We start from the raw sequence: 20,354 nt of genomic DNA on the forward strand, positions 1-20,354 counted from the left end.
GGACGTCATGGAACATTACATTAGTCTGTTAGTTAAATCGATTTTCATCGAAAACATGGCTCTGTCTTTCTTCCTAGGTATGTGTACTTTCCTTGCCGTATCTAAGAAGGTTAAGACCTCTTTCGGCCTAGGTGTTGCAGTTGTGGTAGTTCTGACTATCGCTGTTCCTGTGAACAACCTGGTATACAACCTAGTTCTGAGAGAGAACGCGTTAGTTGAGGGCGTGGACCTTAGCTTCCTAAACTTCATCACCTTTATCGGTGTAATTGCAGCACTTGTACAGATTCTAGAGATGGTCCTAGACCGTTTCTTCCCACCTTTGTACAACGCGCTAGGCATCTTCCTACCGCTGATCACAGTAAACTGTGCAATCTTCGGTGGTGTATCTTTCATGGTACAACGTGACTACAACTTTGCTGAATCGATCGTTTACGGTTTCGGCTCTGGTGTGGGCTGGATGCTAGCAATCGTTGCTCTTGCAGGTATCCGTGAGAAGATGAAGTACTCTGACGTACCTCCAGGTCTACGTGGTCTTGGTATCACATTTATCACTGTAGGTCTTATGGCGTTAGGCTTTATGTCTTTCTCTGGTGTTCAACTGTAAGTCGGGTAAACCGCAACAATTAAGGAATAGTCAATGGACATTATTCTTGGTGTAGTGATGTTTACTCTGATCGTACTAGCACTAGTACTAGTGATTCTTTTCGCTAAGTCTAAGCTTGTACCAACAGGTGACATTACAATTTCTGTGAACGATGACCCTTCTCTGGCGATCGTTACACAACCAGGTGGTAAGCTACTGAGTGCTCTAGCAGGTGCTGGCGTATTCGTATCTTCTGCTTGTGGTGGCGGTGGCTCATGTGGTCAGTGTCGCGTAAAAGTTAAATCAGGTGGTGGCGACATCCTACCAACCGAGCTTGACCATATTACTAAAGGTGAAGCGCGTGAAGGTGAGCGTCTAGCGTGTCAGGTTGCAATGAAAACTGACATGGATATCGAGCTTCCTGAAGAAATCTTCGGCGTTAAGAAGTGGGAATGTACTGTTATCTCTAACGATAACAAAGCGACATTCATCAAAGAGCTTAAGCTACAAATTCCAGATGGCGAATCAGTACCTTTCCGTGCTGGTGGTTACATCCAGATTGAAGCTCCTGCTCACCACGTGAAATACGCAGACTACGATATTCCTGAGGAATACCGTGAAGACTGGGAGAAGTTCAACCTTTTCCGTTACGAGTCTAAAGTTAATGAAGAGACCATTCGTGCATACTCTATGGCTAACTACCCAGAAGAGCACGGTATCATCATGCTTAACGTTCGTATCGCAACTCCGCCGCCGAACAACCCAGACGTACCACCAGGCATCATGTCTTCGTACATCTGGTCTCTAAAAGAAGGCGACAAGTGTACTATTTCTGGTCCATTTGGTGAGTTCTTTGCGAAAGATACAGATGCAGAAATGGTATTCGTTGGTGGTGGTGCTGGTATGGCTCCAATGCGCTCACACATCTTCGACCAACTTAAGCGTCTGCACTCTAAGCGTAAGATGTCTTTCTGGTACGGCGCACGTTCTAAGCGTGAAATGTTCTACGTAGAAGACTTCGATATGCTACAAGCTGAGAATGACAACTTCGTATGGCACTGTGCACTGTCTGATCCACTTCCAGAAGATAACTGGGATGGTTACACTGGCTTTATTCACAACGTTCTTTACGAGAACTACCTACGTGATCACGAAGCGCCAGAAGACTGTGAATACTACATGTGTGGTCCACCTATGATGAACGCTGCTGTAATCGGCATGCTAAAAGATCTAGGTGTAGAGGATGAAAACATCCTACTAGATGACTTCGGTGGTTAATTCCTCCAAGTGATTGAATCTATGGCTAGCTCTCCAAGAGAGCTAGCCATTATTTTTTATAGACATAAAACTGATACTCAACAGTTGATATAGGTAATCGGATTGAAAGGATTGATCCTATTTCCCATATCAATTCAACAACATTGGGAGTTAACAAGTGAAAAAGTGGCTTGTTGCATTTGCTTCTCTATTGATTTTGGCTGGCTGTGAGCAGCCTGCCGATCAAATTCATTTAAGTGGCCCTACCATGGGGACTTCTTACAACATCAAGTATATCGAGCAAGATGGTATTCCAACGCCAAAAGCGATGCAGACAGAAATTGATCGCTTATTGGAAGAGGTTAATGACCAAATGTCGACCTATCGTGACGACTCAGAGTTAAGTCGTTTTAATCAGCATCAAACGAGCGAGCCATTTACAGTTTCGACACAAACTGCAACGGTAGTGAAAGAAGCAATTCGCCTTAACGGTCTTACTTTAGGTGCATTGGATGTGACGGTCGGCCCTCTAGTTAACCTGTGGGGGTTTGGTCCAGAAGCTCGTCCAGATGTAGTTCCAACCGATGAAGAACTCGCTGCTCGCAAAGCAAATACCGGTATTCACCACCTATCTGTTGATGGTAATACACTGTCCAAAGACCTTCCTAACTTGTACGTCGACCTATCGACGATTGCGAAAGGTTGGGGGGTTGACGTGGTTGCTGACTACCTTCAATCTGAAGGGGTACAGAACTTTATGGTCGAAGTTGGCGGTGAAATGCGTCTCAAAGGTGTCAATCGTGAAGGTGTGCCTTGGCGTATCGCAATTGAAAAACCGACCGTTGATGAACGTTCAATTCAAGAAATTATTGAACCAGGCGACATGGCAATTGCAACAAGTGGTGACTATCGTAATTACTTTGAGAGTAATGGTGTGAGATACTCTCATATTATTAATCCACGAACAGGCAAACCAATTCATCATAAAGTGGTGTCTGTAACGGTATTAGATAAATCGTCGATGACTGCTGATGGTCTTGCAACTGGTCTTATGGTGCTAGGTGAAGACAAAGGCATGGCAATTGCGAACGAAAATAATATTCCTGTTTTCATGATTGTGAAAACGGAAGATGGTTTTAAAGAGTTGGCTTCGGAAGCATACAAGCCATTCATGAAGAAATAACAACAGAAGTGAGCATGTTTTTATGAATACATTTCTAATTACCTTTGCTGTGTTTGTCGCGGTAATCACTGCAATGGCTGTCGGATACATTTTCCAAAAGAAAGTCGTGAAAGGTAGCTGTGGTGGCTTAGGGGCAGTTGGCATCGAAAAAGTGTGTAATTGTCCAGAACCCTGCGATGCGCGTAAAAAACGTGAAGCGCGCGAGGCTGCGCGTGCTGAGAAATTGGCGGCGTGGGAAAAAGATAGAATTGCTTAGTATTGGTTAATCGTACTAAGAAAGTGATAAAGCTCAGCGTTCTGCTGAGCTTTATTTTTAGGCAGCTAACCAAAGCTCAGATGTCCGAGAAAGAGCCCAATACCGTGTTTTGTTGTTTCTTTCTCTCATGTTACAGAGCAAGACCACACTGATAGTCATTAGGACGAAGAAATGATTTGGTTACGTCCGTTCTCTTTGGCCATGTAAAGTCGCTCATCCGCCACTTTTATTTGTTGTTCCAGCTCCCCCTCGATGTTGCTTACACCAATACTCGCGGTCACAAGAATGTTTTTGTCCAAATAAGTTATTGGCGTTTTTTCTATGCGCTGTCTCATTTGTTCTAAGCGTGTTAGAAAGCCGTCATAGTCGCCACTGGCTTGAATACAAAACTCCTCGCCACCAAGCCTAGCGACAATATCATTTGGAAAATAGATTTTTAGAATATTCGCTATCATGACTAACACTGCATCGCCGCCCTCATGTCCGTGTGTATCATTTACTTGCTTAAAGAAATCGATATCAAGCATCGCGATGTTTCTTTGAGCGTTTTCTACATGGGGTTGCTCAAACAGAAAGCGGCGGTTCCATAAGCCCGTTAGCGCATCTTGATTTGCCATTTTAAACAGTTCAGATGTTGCGTCTTTGATATCTAACAGTTGGTGAATACGGCAAAAAAATTCTTCTTGATTAAATGGCTTGTATAAAAAGTCATTGGCCCCTGCTTTTAGAAACCTAGCCGTCATGGTCTTAGAGTTACTACCCGACAAGCCGAGAATGGCTAATTGATTTTTATCCCACTTCCGACGTAATTCACGCACCATAGTAATGCCATCTTTAACGGGCATATCATGGTCGGTTAAAACGAGAGTGATATCTGGATTTTGCTCGACAAGCTCTAGGGCTTTTTGCCCATTGTCAGCTTCCAACGTCTGAATATATTGATGCTCCAAAAGTTGGGCAATGTGTCTTCTTACGGTGTGTGAATCATCAACGACTAAACATTTGTGTTGTTGATTGTTGGTTAGTCGCTTGAGGAGTGGTAATAGATAGGAAACGGACGCCATGCTGTCTTTCAAAATATAGTCGAGGACACCTTTTGCAAGCATCTTTTCGCGAGTGTCTTCTTGAAATCGAGCCGTTAAAACAATGACACGATGACCATGTTCCAAAACGAGGTCAATAATCTCGCCATCTTGAGCATCCGGTAAACAATAGTCTAAAACCGCACAGAAGAGGTCCTGTGCTGAAGATAACAAGTTCTTTGCCTCCGCGTAGCTTTCCGCTGCGATGACCTCATAACCAGCTTGGCTTATTGTTTGGCAAAGAAAGTTTTTAAATGCACGACTATCTTCAACAACCAGAATCTTATTACTCAAGCGCAGTCCCCAAAATTAATTGTTTAAAATCAATGATAACTAAAATTAAACTTATCGCCATCAAAAAACACATGTCAACCAAAAGTAGAACAACTACTCAAATGTTTGACACGCATCCGTTAACATCACATCATTATTCCTGTCTTAGTTATATAATTATGTTTAGCTAACGTAGGGAGAAAGTAGTATGGAAATGCATCAACATGGTATGGCTGAGCTATTTCAACAACTGGGCCTCGGTAGCTCTCCTCAAGAAATGAAAGATTTTATTAATCAACATCGACACAAAAGAGATTCTGCGCCTTTACATGAAGCTAGCTTTTGGACGATGTCACAGGCGAACTTTCTAAAACAAGCCATCGAAGAAGATGCAGATTGGGCCGAATTAGTCGATCAATTGGACGTAATGCTTCGAGATTGACGTTCGCTTAAACACGCCCATTTCTCTTCAGGTAGATTTGATTTATACTGTTTTTTTGAACAGTGCTTTGATGGCTATGTCAGATCGAATTAGAAAAATTATTCATGTCGATATGGATTGTTTTTATGCTGCCGTAGAGATGAGAGATAACCCCAGTTACCGTGGCATTGCACTCGCTGTTGGCGGACATGAAAAGCAGCGTGGAGTGATTAGCACCTGTAATTATGATGCGCGTAAATATGGTGTTCGCAGTGCAATGTCAACGGCGCGCGCGCTGCAACTCTGTCCTCATTTGTTGGTTGTGCCCGGTAGAATGCATGTATATAAGCAAGTCTCTCAGCAGATTCGTGCTATTTTTGAGCGTTATACGCCTATCATTGAACCTCTCTCATTGGATGAAGCATACCTCGATGTCACGGACTCGACAGCTTGCCGTGGCTCCGCTACGTTGATCGCAGAGTCAATTCGCCGCGATATCTGGAGTGAACTTGGGTTGACGGCATCGGCGGGCATTGCTCCGATAAAGTTTCTTGCCAAGGTCGCGTCAGACATGAACAAGCCCAACGGTCAGTTTGTGATTCCGCCAGAGAAAGTCCAAGAGGTTATCGATAGTCTTCCGCTAGAGAACATTCCTGGTGTGGGGAAGGTCAGTCTTGAGAAGCTCCACCAAGCCGGTTTTTATCGATGTGAGGACATTAAAAACAGTGACTATCGAGAGTTGTTGAGGCAGTTTGGTCGTCAGGGTGCCTCCTTATGGCAGCGAAGCCATGGAATTGATAATCGAGAAGTCGTTGTTGAGCGCGAGAGAAAGTCCGTCGGTGTGGAAAGGACATTCAGCCAGAACATCGCAACCTATGATGAATGTTGGCAAGTGATTGAGGAGAAACTTTATCCTGAACTCGAGAAACGTTTAGAGCGTGCAAGCCCAGATAAGTCGATTATTAAACAAGGTATTAAAGTCAAATTTGCCGACTTTCAACTGACAACAATTGAGCACATCCATCCGCAATTAGAGCTTGAGGACTTCAAGATCTTGCTAAGAGATATTCTTAAACGCCAAAATGGACGGGAAATTCGCCTTTTAGGCTTGAACGTGATGCTCAAGCCCGAAGACCAAGCGCGTCAATTGAGCTTTTTTTAGGCCCTTACCGTTTCTACCTGCGTTAATACCTGCTCAAAACTTACATTTGCCATTGCACCATAACCTGCTAGCTTTGAGGCTTTTAGCTGGCTAATCAAAGGAGTGCTGATTCCGCACAAGAAGCGAGCAACGGCATCATTACTGATGGCCGATGGGGAAAGCTGAATAAACTCCCGCGCCCATATCGATACTTGAGATTGTTCAATATCTTCAGGTTCTGGTGCTGTGAATGTGGCGACGTGACCACGACACACGGAGCAGTGACCACATTGCTTTGGTGCATCGTGATCCGCAAAGTAGTTCGCCAATTGTGAGCTCAAACAGTGCTCGGACTGGAACAAGTGCAGCATGGTGTGGATTCTTTCGATATCTTTGCTTTCTTTGGATTGGAACAGTTCATACAGTTGTTGGATTAAAACATCCGAGCTCTGTTTGGTTGGCATAACTGAGTACACGTCCGTCAGTTGTTTGCTCTCTAGTTCTATCCAGCCGTTCTGGTGAAAATAGTCGAGCGCTGCGACAACTCGGCTGCGTTCCGATTGATAGTTCATCCATAGCGCTTCTAGATCAACTTGGCACCACACTTTGGCTTTTTGTGAGCAGGAAAAAATAGCCTCCACAAATTGACGTCGCTCGCCTTGAAATTGATTCACAATAAATTGCTGATCGTGCAAAAACTTAAACCGATATTCCGCAAAGTAACTGTACTTTGCTTCAATGACGTTATGTAGCTCCAAATAAACCAACAAGGTTTTGAGTGGCAATTGGCGGATATTACTTTCACGCGACAAACGCAGTGGCACTACCTCCCATTGTGGAGCATGTTCTTTCGCTTGCTCGACTACATAGTTAATTGACGTAAATTCTGGTGTGTCACCATAGACAAAATTCTCCAACACCGTTAGGCCGGACGTATTGCCTAGCAGAATGCACTCCGAGCGTTGCCCGTCCCTGCCTGCACGTCCAATCTCTTGTGCGTAGTTCTCGATTGATTTGGGTAAGTCGAAGTGAATGACGCGTCGAATATCAGATTTATCGACCCCCATACCAAATGCAATCGTTGCAACAATACAGTCAATTTGGCCATCCATGAACTGCTGTTGGATTTGTTCACGAACGTCGCTTTTCATGCCAGCGTGGTATGCGTGAGCGTTAATGCCAATATGGATTAATGACTTTGCTACTCGTTCTGCTGTTTGCTGCTGCGTCACGTATACGATGGTCGGAAGCTTAGGTGAAGAGGCGATGATCTCACTGAGCTGTTCTTGTTTCTTTGTTTCCTCACACGGGATCACCGAGATATCCAGATTAGAGCGGTAGAAGCCTGTAACGGTAATATGTTCACTGGAAATATCGAACTTTTTTTGCATGTCTTCAATAACTGCAGGCGTTGCCGTTGCGGTGAGAAGTAAAGACTGTGGGATGTTCAGTTCACGTTGATATTGCGGTAGTTTGAGATAATCTGGACGAAAGTTATGCCCCCATTCGGAAATACAGTGCGCTTCATCAATGACCATCAAAGAAATCGGTATTTGGCGAATGAATTCACGAAAACGCTCATTTTTTAGTCGCTCAACAGAAATCATCAAGATTTTGATTTGTCCATTCTTCACGCCAGCCATGACCTTTTGTGCTTCTTCTCTACTTTGACTGCTATCGATAGAAGCGGCAGCGATTCCTTTACTTTGTAAAAAGCTCAGTTGATCCTTCATTAACGCCAACAACGGAGAGATCACCAACGTAAGGTTGGGTAATATGGTTGCAGGTAGTTGATAACAGAGTGACTTCCCCGAGCCTGTAGGAAAGATTGCCGCAGCAGAGTAACCATTCATAACGGCTTCAATAACGGGTTGCTGACCTTGGCGTAATGAGTCAAAACCAAATACAGATTGAAGTGTTTGATGCAGCGAGTCACTTTGCATAATAGGGAAACCTTTCTTTGATGGTAAACTTGGCTACATTAACACACCCCGAATACTAAACGCGCGTCCTAAAAGTATGAACAAAGCTGACTTAGTCCAAATTATCATCCAACATCTGGAAGAAAAACTTCAAGTTGCCCATGCATCGGCTCAGCGAGCGATCGATGCCGCGACAGATGAAGAAACTGTTCCCGAGCACAAGTACGATACATTGGCACTTGAAGCCGCGTATCTTGCTCATGGACAAGCCATGCGAATCCAAGATAGTGAAGAGGAATTGCGTCAATATCGTTCTTTAGTGACTCGCGACTTTAAGAATGCGCCTGTTGGTGTTGGCGCTTACGTTGTTCTCGCAGATGAGAATTTGCTTGAAAAGCACTTCTTTGTAGGCCCTTGCTCTGGTGGTTTGACTGTTCAATATCAGGCTCAGGAAGTCTTTGTCTTAACAGCAAAATCTCCTCTTGGTCGAGCGTTGTTCGGAAAAGAAGAAGGTGATGAGGTTGACGTAAAAATAGGAGATAAAACAACTTGTTACGAAGTCGTGACGATTTGCTGACATCTCATGTATCACTCAGTGTTATGTTTAACACGAGTAATGTTAAATAAAAGAGAATGACATGAAAAAGCTTTTTACACTCTCATTGCTGATGGTCAGTGCTACTGGTTATGCAGCGCAGTGTCGTGTGGACATCAATAATGAAGTCCGTATGGATGGGCAAAGCTTGGAAATTCGCCAAACGACAGGTGATAAAGCCGTCGTGGATGAGGATAACAACCTCTTCATCAAAGGTGAGCTAATTGAACTCAATTCTGACCAGAAAGCGGCAATTGAAGACTATCGCGAAAAAATGAACGCGTATATTCCACAAGCAAAGCAATTGGCGAGTGATGGTTTAGCGCTTGCGAATGATATTATTGATGATGTTGCGGAAAGCCTCGATGCACCTGGTGCGTTTGATAATGTAAAAGTCGCAGTAAAGGACTTTTTCGCTGATGTTGAATCACGTTACTACAAAGATGGTGATTTCATCCTGCCGGCGGAGAGTTTTGAGTCTATGACACAAGGGTGGACTAAAGACTTTGCAAAAGCACAAGAGATCTTCAATAAAGAGTTTTTAGCCAGTTCGTTGGATGCTTTATCGAAAAAAATGAAGGAAGAGGGAGGGATAAACCTCACTGCATTATCAGAGAGTATGGCTGAACTCAGCGCGAAAGTAGAAGAGCGTTTAGCTGAGCATTCGAAAGAGGTAGAGCAACAAGCAGAAGACTTGTGTGACTCGTTGGATGACATGGCAGGGCAAGAAGACGATTTGTTGAAGAAAATCCCTGAGCTAAAAGATTACCGAGTATTTACGATTTAATTACTCATTAAAAAGTAAAAACTCGATGAGATAAAGAAAGAGAGCACGATTGTGCTCTCTTTTCGTTTTTACATACTTGAATAAGTAATGGAAACAAGACGATATTTGCGTTTTACTCGCTTGTTCTTTGGTTGCTTATTGCGCGTTCATCTTGGTGAGCTTATCGCCGACAGGTTTTGAGAAGTTAAAACCATCATGCTGATCCCAGTTGATAGACCACGTCATTACGCCAGCATAATTCGGGTAGTTGAACGCTGGTTTAACGGTGCCACAGGATGTGCCTTTGGTTAAACAGTCTAGCGCACTAAGAATATTTTGTGTCGGAGCCTGACCTGAGTTTGCCGAGCTTGGGCCTGAAGGTAAACCGATCGCGACTTGATCATCACGCAATGGCGCAAACTGAGTGCCGTCGGCTAGTTCAAAACCTTCGATAAGCATCTTAGATTGAGCGACCATCATATCAACAGAGCCTTCTGGTGCACTGCCTGGTAGGTACGGGTTTGGTAGACCGCCGTTGTTGTATAGCTGAACATGAAGCAAGTCGAGCGTGCTGCGAGTATCGTTGATCACTGGAATGTACGCTCCCCAAATTCCGCTGTAAGCGACGTAACCGCCTTGAACATAAGGGTGTTCAGGTGCCATGGTTAGGTACATATCGCCCCCCATGTTTTGCTCAATTTGCAGCAAAGCACGACCAAGACGAGCTTGAATTTGTGAACCGTGCACTAGGTTAGATCCACTCTCTAAATCCACATCGAGACCATCAAAGCCCCATTCAGCGATAAGGCCAGTTAGACTAGAAACAAAGTTCGCTTCGTCTTGGTCAGTGTTTAGAGTGATAGTGCCTTCAGCGCCTCCAAGAGATAGAACGAACTTCTTACCTTTCGCCTGCAATGCTGCCATATCTTGTTTGAATTGCGTTGGGTCGAGTGCAGGACAATCACTGTAAATATCGCCAGAATACAGGTTGAAGTGCACTGTGCCATCGCTGTTTCGGTCGTTTTCAGCAAAGGCAATATCAATCACATCCCAAGCATCAGCCATGTCTGCCAGTCTGATTGGGCAACCCGCACCGTTCACGAAGTTGTGCCAGTAACCAATCAGTTTATGACGTTTTTCTGTCTGCTCTACAACTGTCACCGCTGCTGCGTCAGATAATGCGGTGCTTCCAGCAAGATCGACGGCTTGAGCGCTTACGTTAAACTGTCCGATTGCGGCTGGTGTCCAGTTCGCAGAGTAAGGTGCAGTCGTATCTGTGGCGACAACGGCGCCGTTGACCATAAAGTCAACTTGCTTAATACCTGAAGTTAAAGACGTTGCATCGGCGCTCAATGCGAGATTTTTGCCTAAGCCAACCGTTTGACCTGAGCTAGGCGAAGTAAGGGAAATGACTAAATCTTTATCACTGACATTTACGTTCACAACAGATTCTGACGTATTGTTGTCGTTATCGGTTGCAACGGCTTTAAGCTGGTTAGCGCCAATAAGTGTGGCGTTCCAAGTAACGGAATATGGTGCTTGAGTGGTGACCCCTAAGCTAGTGTTGTTCGCAAAAAACTCAACTTGCGTGACTGTGCCATCAGCATCGCTTGCATTTGCCGTGATTTCGTTATTGCTGCCAGCGAGCACGACTTGTCCATCCGTTGGTGCCGTAATGGTAACTTGCGGTGGTGTCGAACAAGCACCTAGGCCACTCCAAGCATCTTGCCAGTATAGCCCTTCACCAGGCTCGTAAGCCCATGTCGCATCCGAGGAGCACCAACCAGCAACATCACAACGATATTTTTGGTTGAAGTGAGAAACCAGGTCGCCAGCTTGATAACTTGTGCCTGCCACATAAGGTACTGCATCTGCACATCCGCCTGTTCCGGTTTCTGCATTACTAATAACCAGCGCTACTTCTTGGCTCATCGTTGCGAGGTTTGTATCATCAGTCGCTTGTGCTTTGAACGAGTATGTACCTGGACTCGCGGTCCATTGATATTCGTAAGGTGCACTAGTATCAATGGCGACAGATTGATTGTTTACGAAGAACTCAACTTGTGTGACCACACCATCAATATCGTCAGCTTGAGCGGCTACGGTTAGGTTATCGCCTACATTAAGCACTTCTGTGCCTACTGGGCTGGTCAATGAAATGCTTGGTGGTGGTAATTCGACTTGTGGTTGAATTTGGATAGAAATCGTCGTGGTGCTAACGGCTCCCTCATTATCTGTCGCAATTGCGGTCAATTGCGAGATCCCTTCAATAGCAGTCCAAGAAGCTTCGAATGGTGCTTGAGTTACCACAGCAACCGTTTGGTTGCCTGCGACAAACTCAACTTGTGTGATTTGGCCATCTTCGTCTGCCGCGTTGGCTAACAAAGTGATCGCACTGCCTTCGGGAATTTGTGCGTTGTTTATTGGAGAGGAGAACGACACCGTTGGTGATAAATTGTTGCTTCCACCATCACATTGCCCTAACGCTTTCCATGCTTCCCAAGATCCTGAGTTGGTCACGGGATCATTGCCTTGCGTCCAATATGCAGCCTCATAAGCGGCTCCTTGCGTTTTTACTAAAGCGCCCGATGTATAAGTCGCAGTGCTGTCCCAGTCGGGTAGGCTTTGACAGTTGTAGGCTTGAGCTTGATAGCTAACACTGAGTGCAGCAACCACAGCTCCGTGAAGTAGAGTGACCTTCATTTTTCTCTCCTTGAGTCATGGATATAAATGAGAACAGAGTAATAACTAGCTGATAAATAGACATAATGGGGAAAAAGCGAAGAACAATATTCTGCTTTTTGACACAATATCACGAGGAACTATTCGCCTCTTACAGTCGAGCTCATTATTTTTCGGCTCACTTCACGATGAATGAATCAGTGGTTTTTGCGTGGTGATACAGTCGATTTGATGGCAAATAACGGTTTGATGATGGGATGATGGGATGATGAATATGAGATGTACGTTAAAATTTACAAGCTGAATGACTACAAATTGTTTCAACTGTCGAGGATTTAACCGAGGTGCTCTTGTTGAATAGTGAATATTGCTATAGTGTACTAGTTAGCTAGTTCAATGATATTTTTGTGTGAGTAGTATGACACAGCAAACCTCTTCTCAGCCTCGCGAGCATTTTGGCTCTCGTCTCGGGTTCATCTTAGCTGCCGCAGGTGCCGCAGTTGGCCTTGGCAATATTTGGGGCTTCCCAACTCAAGCAGCCAGTAATGGTGGCGGTGCTTTCCTGTTAGTTTATTTGGTGATGATTCTTATCGTCGCATTTCCGATGCTGGTGGTTGAAATGGCGATTGGTCGCCATGGTCAAGCCAACCCTGTAGACAGTATGCGTGCAATCACAGATAACCCTACCGGTAAAAAGCTCGGCGGCATTGTGGGTTGGATTGGTTTAAGCGTACCAAGCGCTGTCTTAGCGTTTTATTCAATTGTTGGTGGTTGGTTGATCTGCTTTTTACTGGGTGCAATCACAGATCTAATGGGGTTAGAAGCTGCAACTCAATGGCTAAAGGGCTTTAGTGTTGAACGTAACTTGTTCGGAACCATTACTTTTTATGTACTGACGATTCTCATCGTACAAGGTGGCGTAAAACAAGGTATTGAGAAGTGGTCCACACGTTTGATGCCAGCATTGTTTGTTCTGTTTGCTCTACTGTTTGCTTACATCATGACGCAAAACGGTGCGATGGAAGGGCTAAAGCATTACTTGGTACCGGATTTCGAAAAGGTATGGGACCGCAAGTTGATTCTTGCCGCAATGGGGCAGGGCTTCTTCTCGCTTACGATCGGTGGCTGTTCAATGCTGATTTATGGCTCTTACTTGAGTAAGAAAGAGAACCTACCAAAGATGGCGATGAACGTGACCATGGTAGATACTGCCGTTGCTTTCATTGCAGGATTAGTGGTGATGCCAGCGATGTTTGTGGCAATGCAAAAGGGCGTTCAGATCTATGCAGAAGATGGCTCTCTATTAAGCTCTGATACGTTGGTATTTACCGTATTGCCATTGATGTTTGATAGCTTAGGTTTGCTTGGTCAATTGTTCTCTATTGTGTTCTTCTTATTACTGACGATTGCGGCGCTAACGTCCTCCATTTCAATGTTAGAGTGTCCAGTGGCTTTAGTGAGTGAGCGCTTCAATACTAAGCGCAGCGCAACGAGCTGGGTTTTAGGTGGTCTCATTGCCTTGTTCAGTGTGGTGATTGTTTATAACTTTGGCGCTCTGTTTGGTATGGTCGCGACGGTTGCTACTCAATATCTACAACCAACCGCTGCGCTCTTATTCTGCTTATTTGGTGGTTGGGTATGGAATCGCAACTCAAAAATCAAAGAACTTGAGCAAGGTTGCCCGGAGTTTACGCAAGGTTGGTTTGGTAAGTTATGGCCTGCGTATGTGAAGTTTGTATGTCCAATTCTTGTGGCGACAGTCATCTGGGCTTCATTTGGCTAACCGAGACGCCTATCGAATAAAAGAAAAGGGCTTGATGGTAACTCATCAAGCCCTTTTTGATATTGGTTATTCTCGTTTCGGTTATCCGCCAAGAATGGTGTTGATTAACGGAATTGTCCTGCTTCTGGAAGAAAGTCAAAACCAGCAGAAGCCAGTTTTGTCTCCAGTGCTGTGCGTTCGATATCGAAGAAAGCCACCAGTTTATCTAAGTCACCACCGAAGTCGTCGCGTAGCTTCATATTCACAATGCTCATCAGCATGACAGGATCCATGGATTCAAAGTTCGCTAGATTCATTACTTATCCTCAAAATCTGAAATCAGTAGGTTTGCCGCAGCAAATGCCGCTTTTTCACGCACTTCTTTAGGCAGGGACTCATCCGCTGCAACATCGTTCAGTGCTTTAACTGCACATGAAATTGCTTGGGGAATATAAGCTTGATCGCCACTACCAATCTGAGCATAAAGCTCACGAACCAGTTCACAACAGCCGTATACTTGCATGTTTTCTTTCCACTAAATGATAACTTATCTCAATATACACACAGCGGATTTGAAACTCAAAGTACAGAGTTGTTTTGGCTCAAGTTGAAGGTTTGCTTGAGCGAGATTTAATCACTGCATTTGTGCTTCTAACTGCTGAGTGACTTCTGGTGAAAGTTGAAGTTGTTTTGCTAGTTCTTGCAGATACGCTTTTTCCATAAAGTTTTGTTCATCAGCGACGATCAAAGACGCTAGGTAAATTTCTGACGCTTGTTGAGGAGAGGTCGCCTGATTAGCAATTTCAGCAGGATCAAGCGGTTTGTTTAACTCTTGCTGAACGAGGTGACGAACGTGCTCATCTACGCCCATACCCGCGAGAGCTTGTTCAATGCGCGCCATTTCCTCTTCATCAACGTGACCATCAGCTTTTGCAGCTCCAATCATTGCTTTTAAAATTAAGACACTGTGTTTACTGTCATCGGGGTCAAAGGTTTCTTGAACACCTTGACCGGACTGTTTGGCTTGCCAGTCGTTATAAACTTTGTAGGCTAATGCTCCAAGCGCAGCAGCGCCACCGACTTTTAATGCACCCGAGCCTATTTTCTTGGTCATTTTTTTACTTTTCTTCGAGCCCATCAGCATACCGATGAGGCCTCCGACTACAGCACCTGTTCCTAGCGTTTTTAGGCTACTTGAATTTGATGAGGATTTGATGTTGTTGGTTTGTTTGCCCAATGCATCTGCACCTTGCTTAAGTAAGTCTGATTTGAGTGCTTGGTTTAGAAGACTTTTTAAATCCATAACTGACCTCCTTTAGATGATGAAATCAGTTTAATAGCAAGAAGCTGAACCAAAGATTAACAAAGTGAATAGTTCGAAAAAGGTGGAGGGAGGATGTTGAGCTGTAATAAAAAAGGGCTGACCGAAGCCAACCCTTTTTAACTATTTGAAACTACTTCAAATGCGAACTCGTCGAGTGCTTACTTTAGTTGAGCTTTTACGTGCTCAACAATGTCAGTCATTGCGACTGCTGTTTTCTCACCAGTAGCACGGTTCTTGTATTCGAAGTTGCCTTCTTTCATTGAGCGGTCACCGATAATAATGGTATGCGGTACACCAATAAGCTCCATGTCAGAGAACATTACGCCTGGGCGTTCTTTACGGTCGTCAAATAGCACTTCGATGCCCATTGCTGTTAGCTCAGCGTACAATTTCTCAGCGGCTTCTTTCACTTCTTCTGACTTGTGCATGTTCATTGGAACGATCGCTACCTGGAATGGTGCGATTGCATCTGGCCAGATGATGCCGTATTTGTCGTGGTTTTGTTCAATAGCAGCCGCTACTACGCGAGTGATACCGATACCGTAACAACCCATTTCTAGGATGACGTTCTTACCATCAGGACCCAGTACACCACAGTTCATCGCTGCGGAGTAAGCGTTACCTAGTTGGAAGATATGGCCAACTTCGATACCACGCTTAAGCTGGATAATGCCCTTGCCACATGGGCTTGGGTCACCTTCCACAACGTTACGTAGGTCTTCAACTTGACCAAGCTCTACATCACGACCCCAGTTAATACCGAAGTAGTGTTTGCCATCGATGTTCGCGCCCGCACCGAAGTCGCTCATTACCGCAACGCTGCGGTCAACAATGAACGGCAGTTTAAGGCCAACAGGGCCTAGTGAACCAGGGCCTGCACCGATAAGCGCACGAATTTCTTCTTCAGATGCCATTTCCAGCGGAGCTGCAACCTGAGGAAGGTTTTCTGCTTTCACTTCGTTCAGTTCATGATCACCACGAATAATAAGCGCGATGATTGGCGCATCAACTTCGTTAGATGCTTTCACAAACAGTGTTTTCACTGTTTTTTCAATTGGTAGTTCGAACTGCTCAACCAATTCAGCGATTGTTTTCGCGTTTGGCGTATCAACCAACGTCATTTCTTGTGTTGGTGCCGCAGCCTCAGAGGCTGGAGCTAGTGCTTCTGCTTTTTCAATGTTTGCCGCGTAATCTGACTCGCTAGAAAATGCGATGATATCCTCGCCGCTTTCAGCCAGTACGTGGAACTCTTGAGAGCCGCTACCACCGATAGCACCGCTATCTGCAAGTACAGGACGGTAATCCAGACCCATGCGATCGAATGCTTTACAGTAAGCATCGTGCATTGCGTCGTATGACTTTTGTAGGCCGTCTTTATCAATGTCAAAGCTGTACGCATCCATCATTGAGAATTCACGTGAACGCATTACGCCAAAACGTGGGCGTCGTTCGTCACGGAATTTGGTTTGGATTTGGTACAGGTTTAGCGGAAGCTGTTTGTAAGAGCTCACTTCATTGCGAACAAGGCTAGTGATCACTTCTTCAGCGGTTGGGCTAAGTACAAACGGACGAACATGACGGTCAGTAAAGCGAAGTAGCTCAGGACCCATCTTTTCGCTGCGGCCTGTCTCTTCCCATAGTTCAAACGGCTGAACAACGGGCATCAAAGTTTCGACTGCGCCTGCATTGTCGATTTCTTGACGAACGATGTTTTCGACTTTACGCAGTACACGTAGACCAGTAGGTAGCCAGGTGTATAAACCTGAAGCCAGCTTACGGATCATACCTGCACGTAGCATGAGCTGGTGGCTCACTACTTCAGCGTCGTTTGGAGTCTCCTTCAGAGTAGAAAGAAGATAATTACTGGTACGCATTAAATTTATCCGTTTATTTAAGTTAGATACTCAAGCTTGAATAAGCAGGAGTATGGGAGTTCCCTAAAGGGAAATTTGTTAGCCGTCTATAATATCAGCCAATTGCGTTTGTCAAAAGCTTTCAATAGCGGTAACCGTTATTAAGTTGCTTGTTGCTGTGAACTTTACGTTCAAGTCGAACAAATTTACCGCATATTCTTTGTCGTCCGGCTTGTTTTTCTTATATGCAGGGCGAGGATCTTGTGCCAGAACTTGTTCAATGACTGATCTTACATAGTCAGTATCGGATCGATTTTCTATCGTTGCTAATGCTTGAGCAGAAAAGGTGACTTGTGACTTTTCTGGCTCTTGGTCTGCGTATCCGCCTTGTGCTTCCGAAATAGAATCCGAATAGGGGATATAAGGCTTAATATCCACAATCGGTGTCCCATCCACGAGATCTACACTGCCTAAATCAAGATAGATATGATCGCCTTGCTTAGTGACTCCTTTCACTTCAACGGCTGACATTCCGATTCCGTTTGGACGGAAAGTCGAGCGCGAGGCAAAGACACCAATTCGTTCATTGCCGCCTAATCGTGGCGGACGTACAGTTGGTTTCCAACCAGCTTCCAGATTCTGATCAAATAGAAACAACAACCAAACGTGAGAGAACTGTTCTAGCCCACGCACTGCTTCAGGGCTATTTGCTGCACCTAACAGTTTTACGCGTGCTTTAGCCTCTGGTACTAAGCGTGGTTGGCGCGGAACTGCAAACTTTTCTTTGTACGGTGTCTCAATGACGCCGATGGGTTCGATGGAATACATGGTGGACATCTCTAAGAATTCATTGAGATGAAAAGTATCACAAATTTCTCTTGCTTTTCTTGTTGATAATGATTATTAATTAAAATGTTATAACATAACAATTTAATTGAAAGGAAAAGTATTATGAAACCAGGAATCCACCCTGAATATCGTCCTGTGGTGTTCCACGACACCAGTGCAGATAAGTACTTTGTCGTTGGTTCTACGTTGAAAACGGAGAGAACCATCGAATGGAAAGATGGCAAAACTTACCCTTACTTTACGTTAGATGTGTCGTCAGCTTCTCACCCGTACTACACCGGTAAACAGCGCGTTGTACAAACCGAAGGTCGCATTGCGAACTTCAACCGTCGTTTTGGTCAATTTAAGAGCGAAAAGGAATAAATCATGAAGGTAGTAAAATCATTAAAAAGTGCAAAAAGTCGTCATCCGGATTGCCAGATTGTAAAACGGAGAGGGCGTCTTTATGTCATTTGTAAAACGAACCCGAGATTCAAAGCTGTGCAAAAGTAATCAACCTGCATATATCTAACTTATGGTTTTGTTTAATTGATAATGTTGAGTTAATTATCTTACATGGATGAAATATCTACATTTTTATTCAATGTTGGTTATAAATACCTCCATTCGTCACAGTTTGTAACATTTAGGGCTTTTATTTGACCTTCTACTCAAGTACCCTTCGCACGCTTTTTGACATTTTTGTCACATTTGCATAGGAATAAAAACAAGGAGGGAACAGATGAGTTCATCTGATTCAATTAAACAAAACTCGCCTAAGAAGCCGCTGTTTACGCGCTTTTTGGATACTGTCGAATATTTGGGGAACTTATTACCCCACCCGATCACACTATTTGCCATTTTCTGTTTAGCCATTCTGGTGATGTCGGGTATTGCAGGATACTTCGAAGTTTCCGTAGTTGATCCTCGTCCTGAGGGTGCAAAAGGTCGTGCCGCGGATGGCATGATTCATGTCGTTAGCTTGCTTAACGCTGATGGCCTTGAACTAATCGTTACCAATCTAGTGAAAAACTTTGTCGGCTTTGCACCTTTGGGTACGGTATTGGTTGCGATGTTGGGTGTTGCTATTGCTGAATACTCAGGCTTGCTATCTGCAGCAATGCGTGGCTTAGTCATGGGTGCATCACAACGCATGGTAACAGTGACGGTCGTTTTCGCGGGTATCATTTCAAATACGGCATCAGAGCTTGGCTATGTGGTACTTATTCCACTGGCTGCAATGCTGTTCCATTCTTTAGGTCGTCATCCACTTGCCGGTCTTGCTGCGGCGTTCGCTGGTGTATCTGGTGGTTACTCAGCAAACCTACTTATTGGTACGGTTGACCCGCTGTTGTCAGGCATTACTGAAACGGCGGCGCAAATGATTGACCCAACTTACACTGTTGGTCCAGAAGTTAACTGGTACTTCATGTTTGTGTCGACATTCTTCATTGCAATCACAGGTGCGTTTGTTACTGAAAAAATTGTTGAGCCAAAGCTTGGCAAATACAGTGAAGAAGAAGCCTCAGAAGATTTGTCGAACGACAAAATGGGTGGCTTAACAGACATTGAGAAGAAAGGCCTAAAACTAGCAGGTGTTGCTGTACTGGTTGTTTCAGCGCTGCTTGCTTGGACGGTTGTTCCAGAAGACGGCATTCTACGTTCTGATGCAGGTACAATTGCAGGTTCACCATTCCTGAAAAGTATCGTGGCATTCATCTTTGTGTTCTTTGCTATTCCAGGCTTTGTGTTTGGTAAAGTTGTTGGCACGATGAAGACGGATCGCGATGTAATTGATGCAATGGCGAAATCTATGTCTTCTATGGGCATGTACATTGTATTAGTTTTCTTTGCGGCTCAGTTCGTTGCTTTCTTTAAATGGACTAACTTCGGTCAGGTATTCGCGGTTGCTGGCGCTAGCTTCCTGCAAGAAATTGGCTTAACTGGCCCAATGTTGTTCTTTGCCTTCATCCTGATGTGTGGCTTTATCAACCTAATGATTGGTTCGGCATCGGCACAGTGGGCAGTAACGGCTCCGATTTTTGTTCCTATGTTGATGCTTGTTGGTTATGCACCGGAAACGATTCAGGCTGCTTACCGAATTGGTGACTCGACGACAAACATCATTACTCCAATGATGAGCTACTTTGGTTTGATTCTTGCCGTAGCGACTCGTTACATGAAGAACTTAGGTATCGGTACGCTGATCGCGACCATGCTACCTTACTCAATCTGCTTCATTGTAGGTTGGAGTGTGCTGTTCTACCTATGGGTATTCGTATTTGGTTTACCAGTAGGCCCTGGCGCAGCAACATACTACACACCGTAGAAAACGGTTACCTCACACAGCTCCATTATAAAAAGCCTGCGAACGTCGCAGGCTTTTTTATCGATTGAGACTGTGTACGCAGGCTTACCTGATTATA

At 44.6% G+C, this 20,354-nt stretch carries 20 protein-coding genes; 12 read left to right on the forward strand and 8 right to left on the reverse strand.

Annotated elements, in window-relative coordinates:
- Positions 1-7 precede the first annotated feature (7 nt).
- From nqrE to nqrM, 4 genes are all read left to right on the forward strand, one after another.
- Positions 8-604 (forward strand): NADH:ubiquinone reductase (Na(+)-transporting) subunit E, encoded by a 597-nt coding sequence (nqrE, locus tag R7Q39_RS08940; protein ID WP_005380270.1) that lies wholly within the window; start codon positions 8-10, stop codon positions 602-604.
- Positions 605-637: 33 nt separating this feature from the next.
- A complete protein-coding gene (nqrF, locus tag R7Q39_RS08945) occupies positions 638-1,861 on the forward strand; it encodes an NADH:ubiquinone reductase (Na(+)-transporting) subunit F (protein ID WP_005380271.1) in 1,224 nt (407 codons plus the stop codon).
- A gap of 157 nt (positions 1,862-2,018) precedes the next feature.
- Positions 2,019-3,023, forward strand: a complete 1,005-nt coding sequence (locus tag R7Q39_RS08950; protein WP_005380272.1) for an FAD:protein FMN transferase — start codon at positions 2,019-2,021, stop codon at positions 3,021-3,023.
- Positions 3,024-3,045: 22 nt separating this feature from the next.
- A complete protein-coding gene (nqrM, locus tag R7Q39_RS08955; RefSeq protein WP_005380273.1) occupies positions 3,046-3,279 on the forward strand; it encodes a (Na+)-NQR maturation NqrM in 234 nt (77 codons plus the stop codon).
- A gap of 158 nt (positions 3,280-3,437) precedes the next feature.
- On the opposite strand, the gene R7Q39_RS08960 is transcribed toward nqrM, so the two are convergent.
- Positions 3,438-4,655 (reverse strand): response regulator, encoded by a 1,218-nt coding sequence (locus R7Q39_RS08960; protein ID WP_005380276.1) that lies wholly within the window; start codon positions 4,653-4,655, stop codon positions 3,438-3,440.
- Positions 4,656-4,842: 187 nt separating this feature from the next.
- Here R7Q39_RS08960 and R7Q39_RS08965 point away from each other — a divergent pair, with 187 nt between their 5' ends.
- Together R7Q39_RS08965 and dinB are read left to right on the forward strand one after the other, a co-directional pair.
- Positions 4,843-5,076: a DUF2789 domain-containing protein gene (locus R7Q39_RS08965; RefSeq protein ID WP_005380277.1), complete on the forward strand. Its 234-nt coding sequence runs from the start codon at positions 4,843-4,845 to the stop codon at positions 5,074-5,076.
- A 76-nt stretch (positions 5,077-5,152) separates the two neighbouring features.
- The gene (dinB, locus tag R7Q39_RS08970; protein ID WP_025768236.1) at positions 5,153-6,217 is read left to right on the forward strand and encodes a DNA polymerase IV; all 1,065 of its coding nucleotides are present in this window, start codon (positions 5,153-5,155) and stop codon (positions 6,215-6,217) included.
- Here the strand turns inward: dinB and R7Q39_RS08975 are convergent.
- Positions 6,214-8,139 (reverse strand): ATP-dependent DNA helicase RecQ, encoded by a 1,926-nt coding sequence (locus R7Q39_RS08975; protein WP_262689181.1) that lies wholly within the window; start codon positions 8,137-8,139, stop codon positions 6,214-6,216. The two genes, dinB and R7Q39_RS08975, sit on opposite strands and share 4 nt — an antisense overlap.
- Before the next feature lie 76 nt (positions 8,140-8,215).
- On the opposite strand from R7Q39_RS08975, the gene R7Q39_RS08980 reads away from it, so the two are divergent.
- Positions 8,216-8,695, forward strand: a complete 480-nt coding sequence (locus tag R7Q39_RS08980) for a GreA/GreB family elongation factor (RefSeq protein WP_005391761.1) — start codon at positions 8,216-8,218, stop codon at positions 8,693-8,695.
- A 61-nt stretch (positions 8,696-8,756) separates the two neighbouring features.
- On the forward strand, positions 8,757-9,500 hold the full coding sequence (locus R7Q39_RS08985; RefSeq protein ID WP_053306726.1) for a YggN family protein: 744 nt from the start codon (positions 8,757-8,759) through the stop codon (positions 9,498-9,500).
- 135 nt (positions 9,501-9,635) lie between these two features.
- On the opposite strand, the gene R7Q39_RS08990 is transcribed toward R7Q39_RS08985, so the two are convergent.
- Complete coding sequence (locus R7Q39_RS08990; RefSeq protein ID WP_318076003.1) at positions 9,636-12,182, reverse strand: Ig-like domain-containing protein; 2,547 nt, start codon at positions 12,180-12,182, stop codon at positions 9,636-9,638.
- Positions 12,183-12,579: 397 nt separating this feature from the next.
- On the opposite strand from R7Q39_RS08990, the gene R7Q39_RS08995 reads away from it, so the two are divergent.
- Complete coding sequence (locus R7Q39_RS08995; protein WP_033905531.1) at positions 12,580-13,944, forward strand: sodium-dependent transporter; 1,365 nt, start codon at positions 12,580-12,582, stop codon at positions 13,942-13,944.
- 104 nt (positions 13,945-14,048) lie between these two features.
- On the opposite strand, the gene R7Q39_RS09000 is transcribed toward R7Q39_RS08995, so the two are convergent.
- The 5 genes from R7Q39_RS09000 to tsaA form a co-directional block, all read right to left on the reverse strand.
- A complete protein-coding gene (locus R7Q39_RS09000) occupies positions 14,049-14,240 on the reverse strand; it encodes a DUF4250 domain-containing protein (RefSeq protein ID WP_005380289.1) in 192 nt (63 codons plus the stop codon).
- Positions 14,240-14,446 (reverse strand): YaeP family protein, encoded by a 207-nt coding sequence (locus R7Q39_RS09005; protein WP_005391765.1) that lies wholly within the window; start codon positions 14,444-14,446, stop codon positions 14,240-14,242. Before R7Q39_RS09005 ends, R7Q39_RS09000 begins: the two co-directional genes overlap by 1 nt.
- A gap of 111 nt (positions 14,447-14,557) precedes the next feature.
- The gene (locus R7Q39_RS09010; protein WP_318076004.1) at positions 14,558-15,226 is read right to left on the reverse strand and encodes a tellurite resistance TerB family protein; all 669 of its coding nucleotides are present in this window, start codon (positions 15,224-15,226) and stop codon (positions 14,558-14,560) included.
- A 179-nt stretch (positions 15,227-15,405) separates the two neighbouring features.
- Positions 15,406-17,121 (reverse strand): proline--tRNA ligase, encoded by a 1,716-nt coding sequence (locus R7Q39_RS09015; protein WP_130545993.1) that lies wholly within the window; start codon positions 17,119-17,121, stop codon positions 15,406-15,408.
- A gap of 111 nt (positions 17,122-17,232) precedes the next feature.
- Positions 17,233-17,928: a tRNA (N6-threonylcarbamoyladenosine(37)-N6)-methyltransferase TrmO gene (tsaA, locus tag R7Q39_RS09020; protein ID WP_206957672.1), complete on the reverse strand. Its 696-nt coding sequence runs from the start codon at positions 17,926-17,928 to the stop codon at positions 17,233-17,235.
- Between the two features lie 123 nt (positions 17,929-18,051).
- On the opposite strand from tsaA, the gene R7Q39_RS09025 reads away from it, so the two are divergent.
- The 3 genes from R7Q39_RS09025 (at position 18,052) to R7Q39_RS09035 (ending at position 20,257) form a co-directional block, all read left to right on the forward strand.
- A complete protein-coding gene (locus R7Q39_RS09025) occupies positions 18,052-18,312 on the forward strand; it encodes a type B 50S ribosomal protein L31 (protein ID WP_206957671.1) in 261 nt (86 codons plus the stop codon).
- Between the two features lie 3 nt (positions 18,313-18,315).
- On the forward strand, positions 18,316-18,441 hold the full coding sequence (gene ykgO, locus R7Q39_RS09030; protein ID WP_005380299.1) for a type B 50S ribosomal protein L36: 126 nt from the start codon (positions 18,316-18,318) through the stop codon (positions 18,439-18,441).
- A gap of 229 nt (positions 18,442-18,670) precedes the next feature.
- Entirely contained in the window at positions 18,671-20,257 is a 1,587-nt protein-coding gene (locus R7Q39_RS09035; RefSeq protein WP_005380301.1) for an AbgT family transporter, read from the forward strand.
- Positions 20,258-20,354 lie beyond the last annotated feature (97 nt).

Source organism: Vibrio sp. 947 (genome assembly GCF_033339115.1).
GTDB classification, from domain to species: Bacteria; Pseudomonadota; Gammaproteobacteria; order Enterobacterales; family Vibrionaceae; genus Vibrio; species Vibrio alginolyticus.

Excerpts from the sequence above, each read along its gene's own strand:
- R7Q39_RS09015 (WP_130545993.1), bottom strand. The coding sequence starts at position 17,121 with ATGCGTACCAGTAATTATCTTCTTTCTACTCTGAAGGAGACTCCAAAC.
- ykgO (WP_005380299.1), top strand. The coding sequence starts at position 18,316 with ATGAAGGTAGTAAAATCATTAAAAAGTGCAAAAAGTCGTCATCCGGAT.
- R7Q39_RS08980 (WP_005391761.1), top strand. The coding sequence starts at position 8,216 with ATGAACAAAGCTGACTTAGTCCAAATTATCATCCAACATCTGGAAGAA.
- nqrF (WP_005380271.1), top strand. The coding sequence starts at position 638 with ATGGACATTATTCTTGGTGTAGTGATGTTTACTCTGATCGTACTAGCA.
- nqrM (WP_005380273.1), top strand. The coding sequence starts at position 3,046 with ATGAATACATTTCTAATTACCTTTGCTGTGTTTGTCGCGGTAATCACT.
- dinB (WP_025768236.1), top strand. The coding sequence starts at position 5,153 with ATGTCAGATCGAATTAGAAAAATTATTCATGTCGATATGGATTGTTTT.
- R7Q39_RS09010 (WP_318076004.1), bottom strand. The coding sequence starts at position 15,226 with ATGGATTTAAAAAGTCTTCTAAACCAAGCACTCAAATCAGACTTACTT.
- R7Q39_RS08975 (WP_262689181.1), bottom strand. The coding sequence starts at position 8,139 with ATGCAAAGTGACTCGCTGCATCAAACACTTCAATCTGTATTTGGTTTT.
- tsaA (WP_206957672.1), bottom strand. The coding sequence starts at position 17,928 with ATGTATTCCATCGAACCCATCGGCGTCATTGAGACACCGTACAAAGAA.
- R7Q39_RS08985 (WP_053306726.1), top strand. The coding sequence starts at position 8,757 with ATGAAAAAGCTTTTTACACTCTCATTGCTGATGGTCAGTGCTACTGGT.
- nqrE (WP_005380270.1), top strand. The coding sequence starts at position 8 with ATGGAACATTACATTAGTCTGTTAGTTAAATCGATTTTCATCGAAAAC.
- R7Q39_RS08990 (WP_318076003.1), bottom strand. The coding sequence starts at position 12,182 with ATGAAGGTCACTCTACTTCACGGAGCTGTGGTTGCTGCACTCAGTGTT.
- R7Q39_RS08995 (WP_033905531.1), top strand. The coding sequence starts at position 12,580 with ATGACACAGCAAACCTCTTCTCAGCCTCGCGAGCATTTTGGCTCTCGT.
- R7Q39_RS09000 (WP_005380289.1), bottom strand. The coding sequence starts at position 14,240 with ATGAATCTAGCGAACTTTGAATCCATGGATCCTGTCATGCTGATGAGC.
- R7Q39_RS08965 (WP_005380277.1), top strand. The coding sequence starts at position 4,843 with ATGGAAATGCATCAACATGGTATGGCTGAGCTATTTCAACAACTGGGC.
- R7Q39_RS09035 (WP_005380301.1), top strand. The coding sequence starts at position 18,671 with ATGAGTTCATCTGATTCAATTAAACAAAACTCGCCTAAGAAGCCGCTG.
- R7Q39_RS09025 (WP_206957671.1), top strand. The coding sequence starts at position 18,052 with ATGAAACCAGGAATCCACCCTGAATATCGTCCTGTGGTGTTCCACGAC.
- R7Q39_RS09005 (WP_005391765.1), bottom strand. The coding sequence starts at position 14,446 with ATGCAAGTATACGGCTGTTGTGAACTGGTTCGTGAGCTTTATGCTCAG.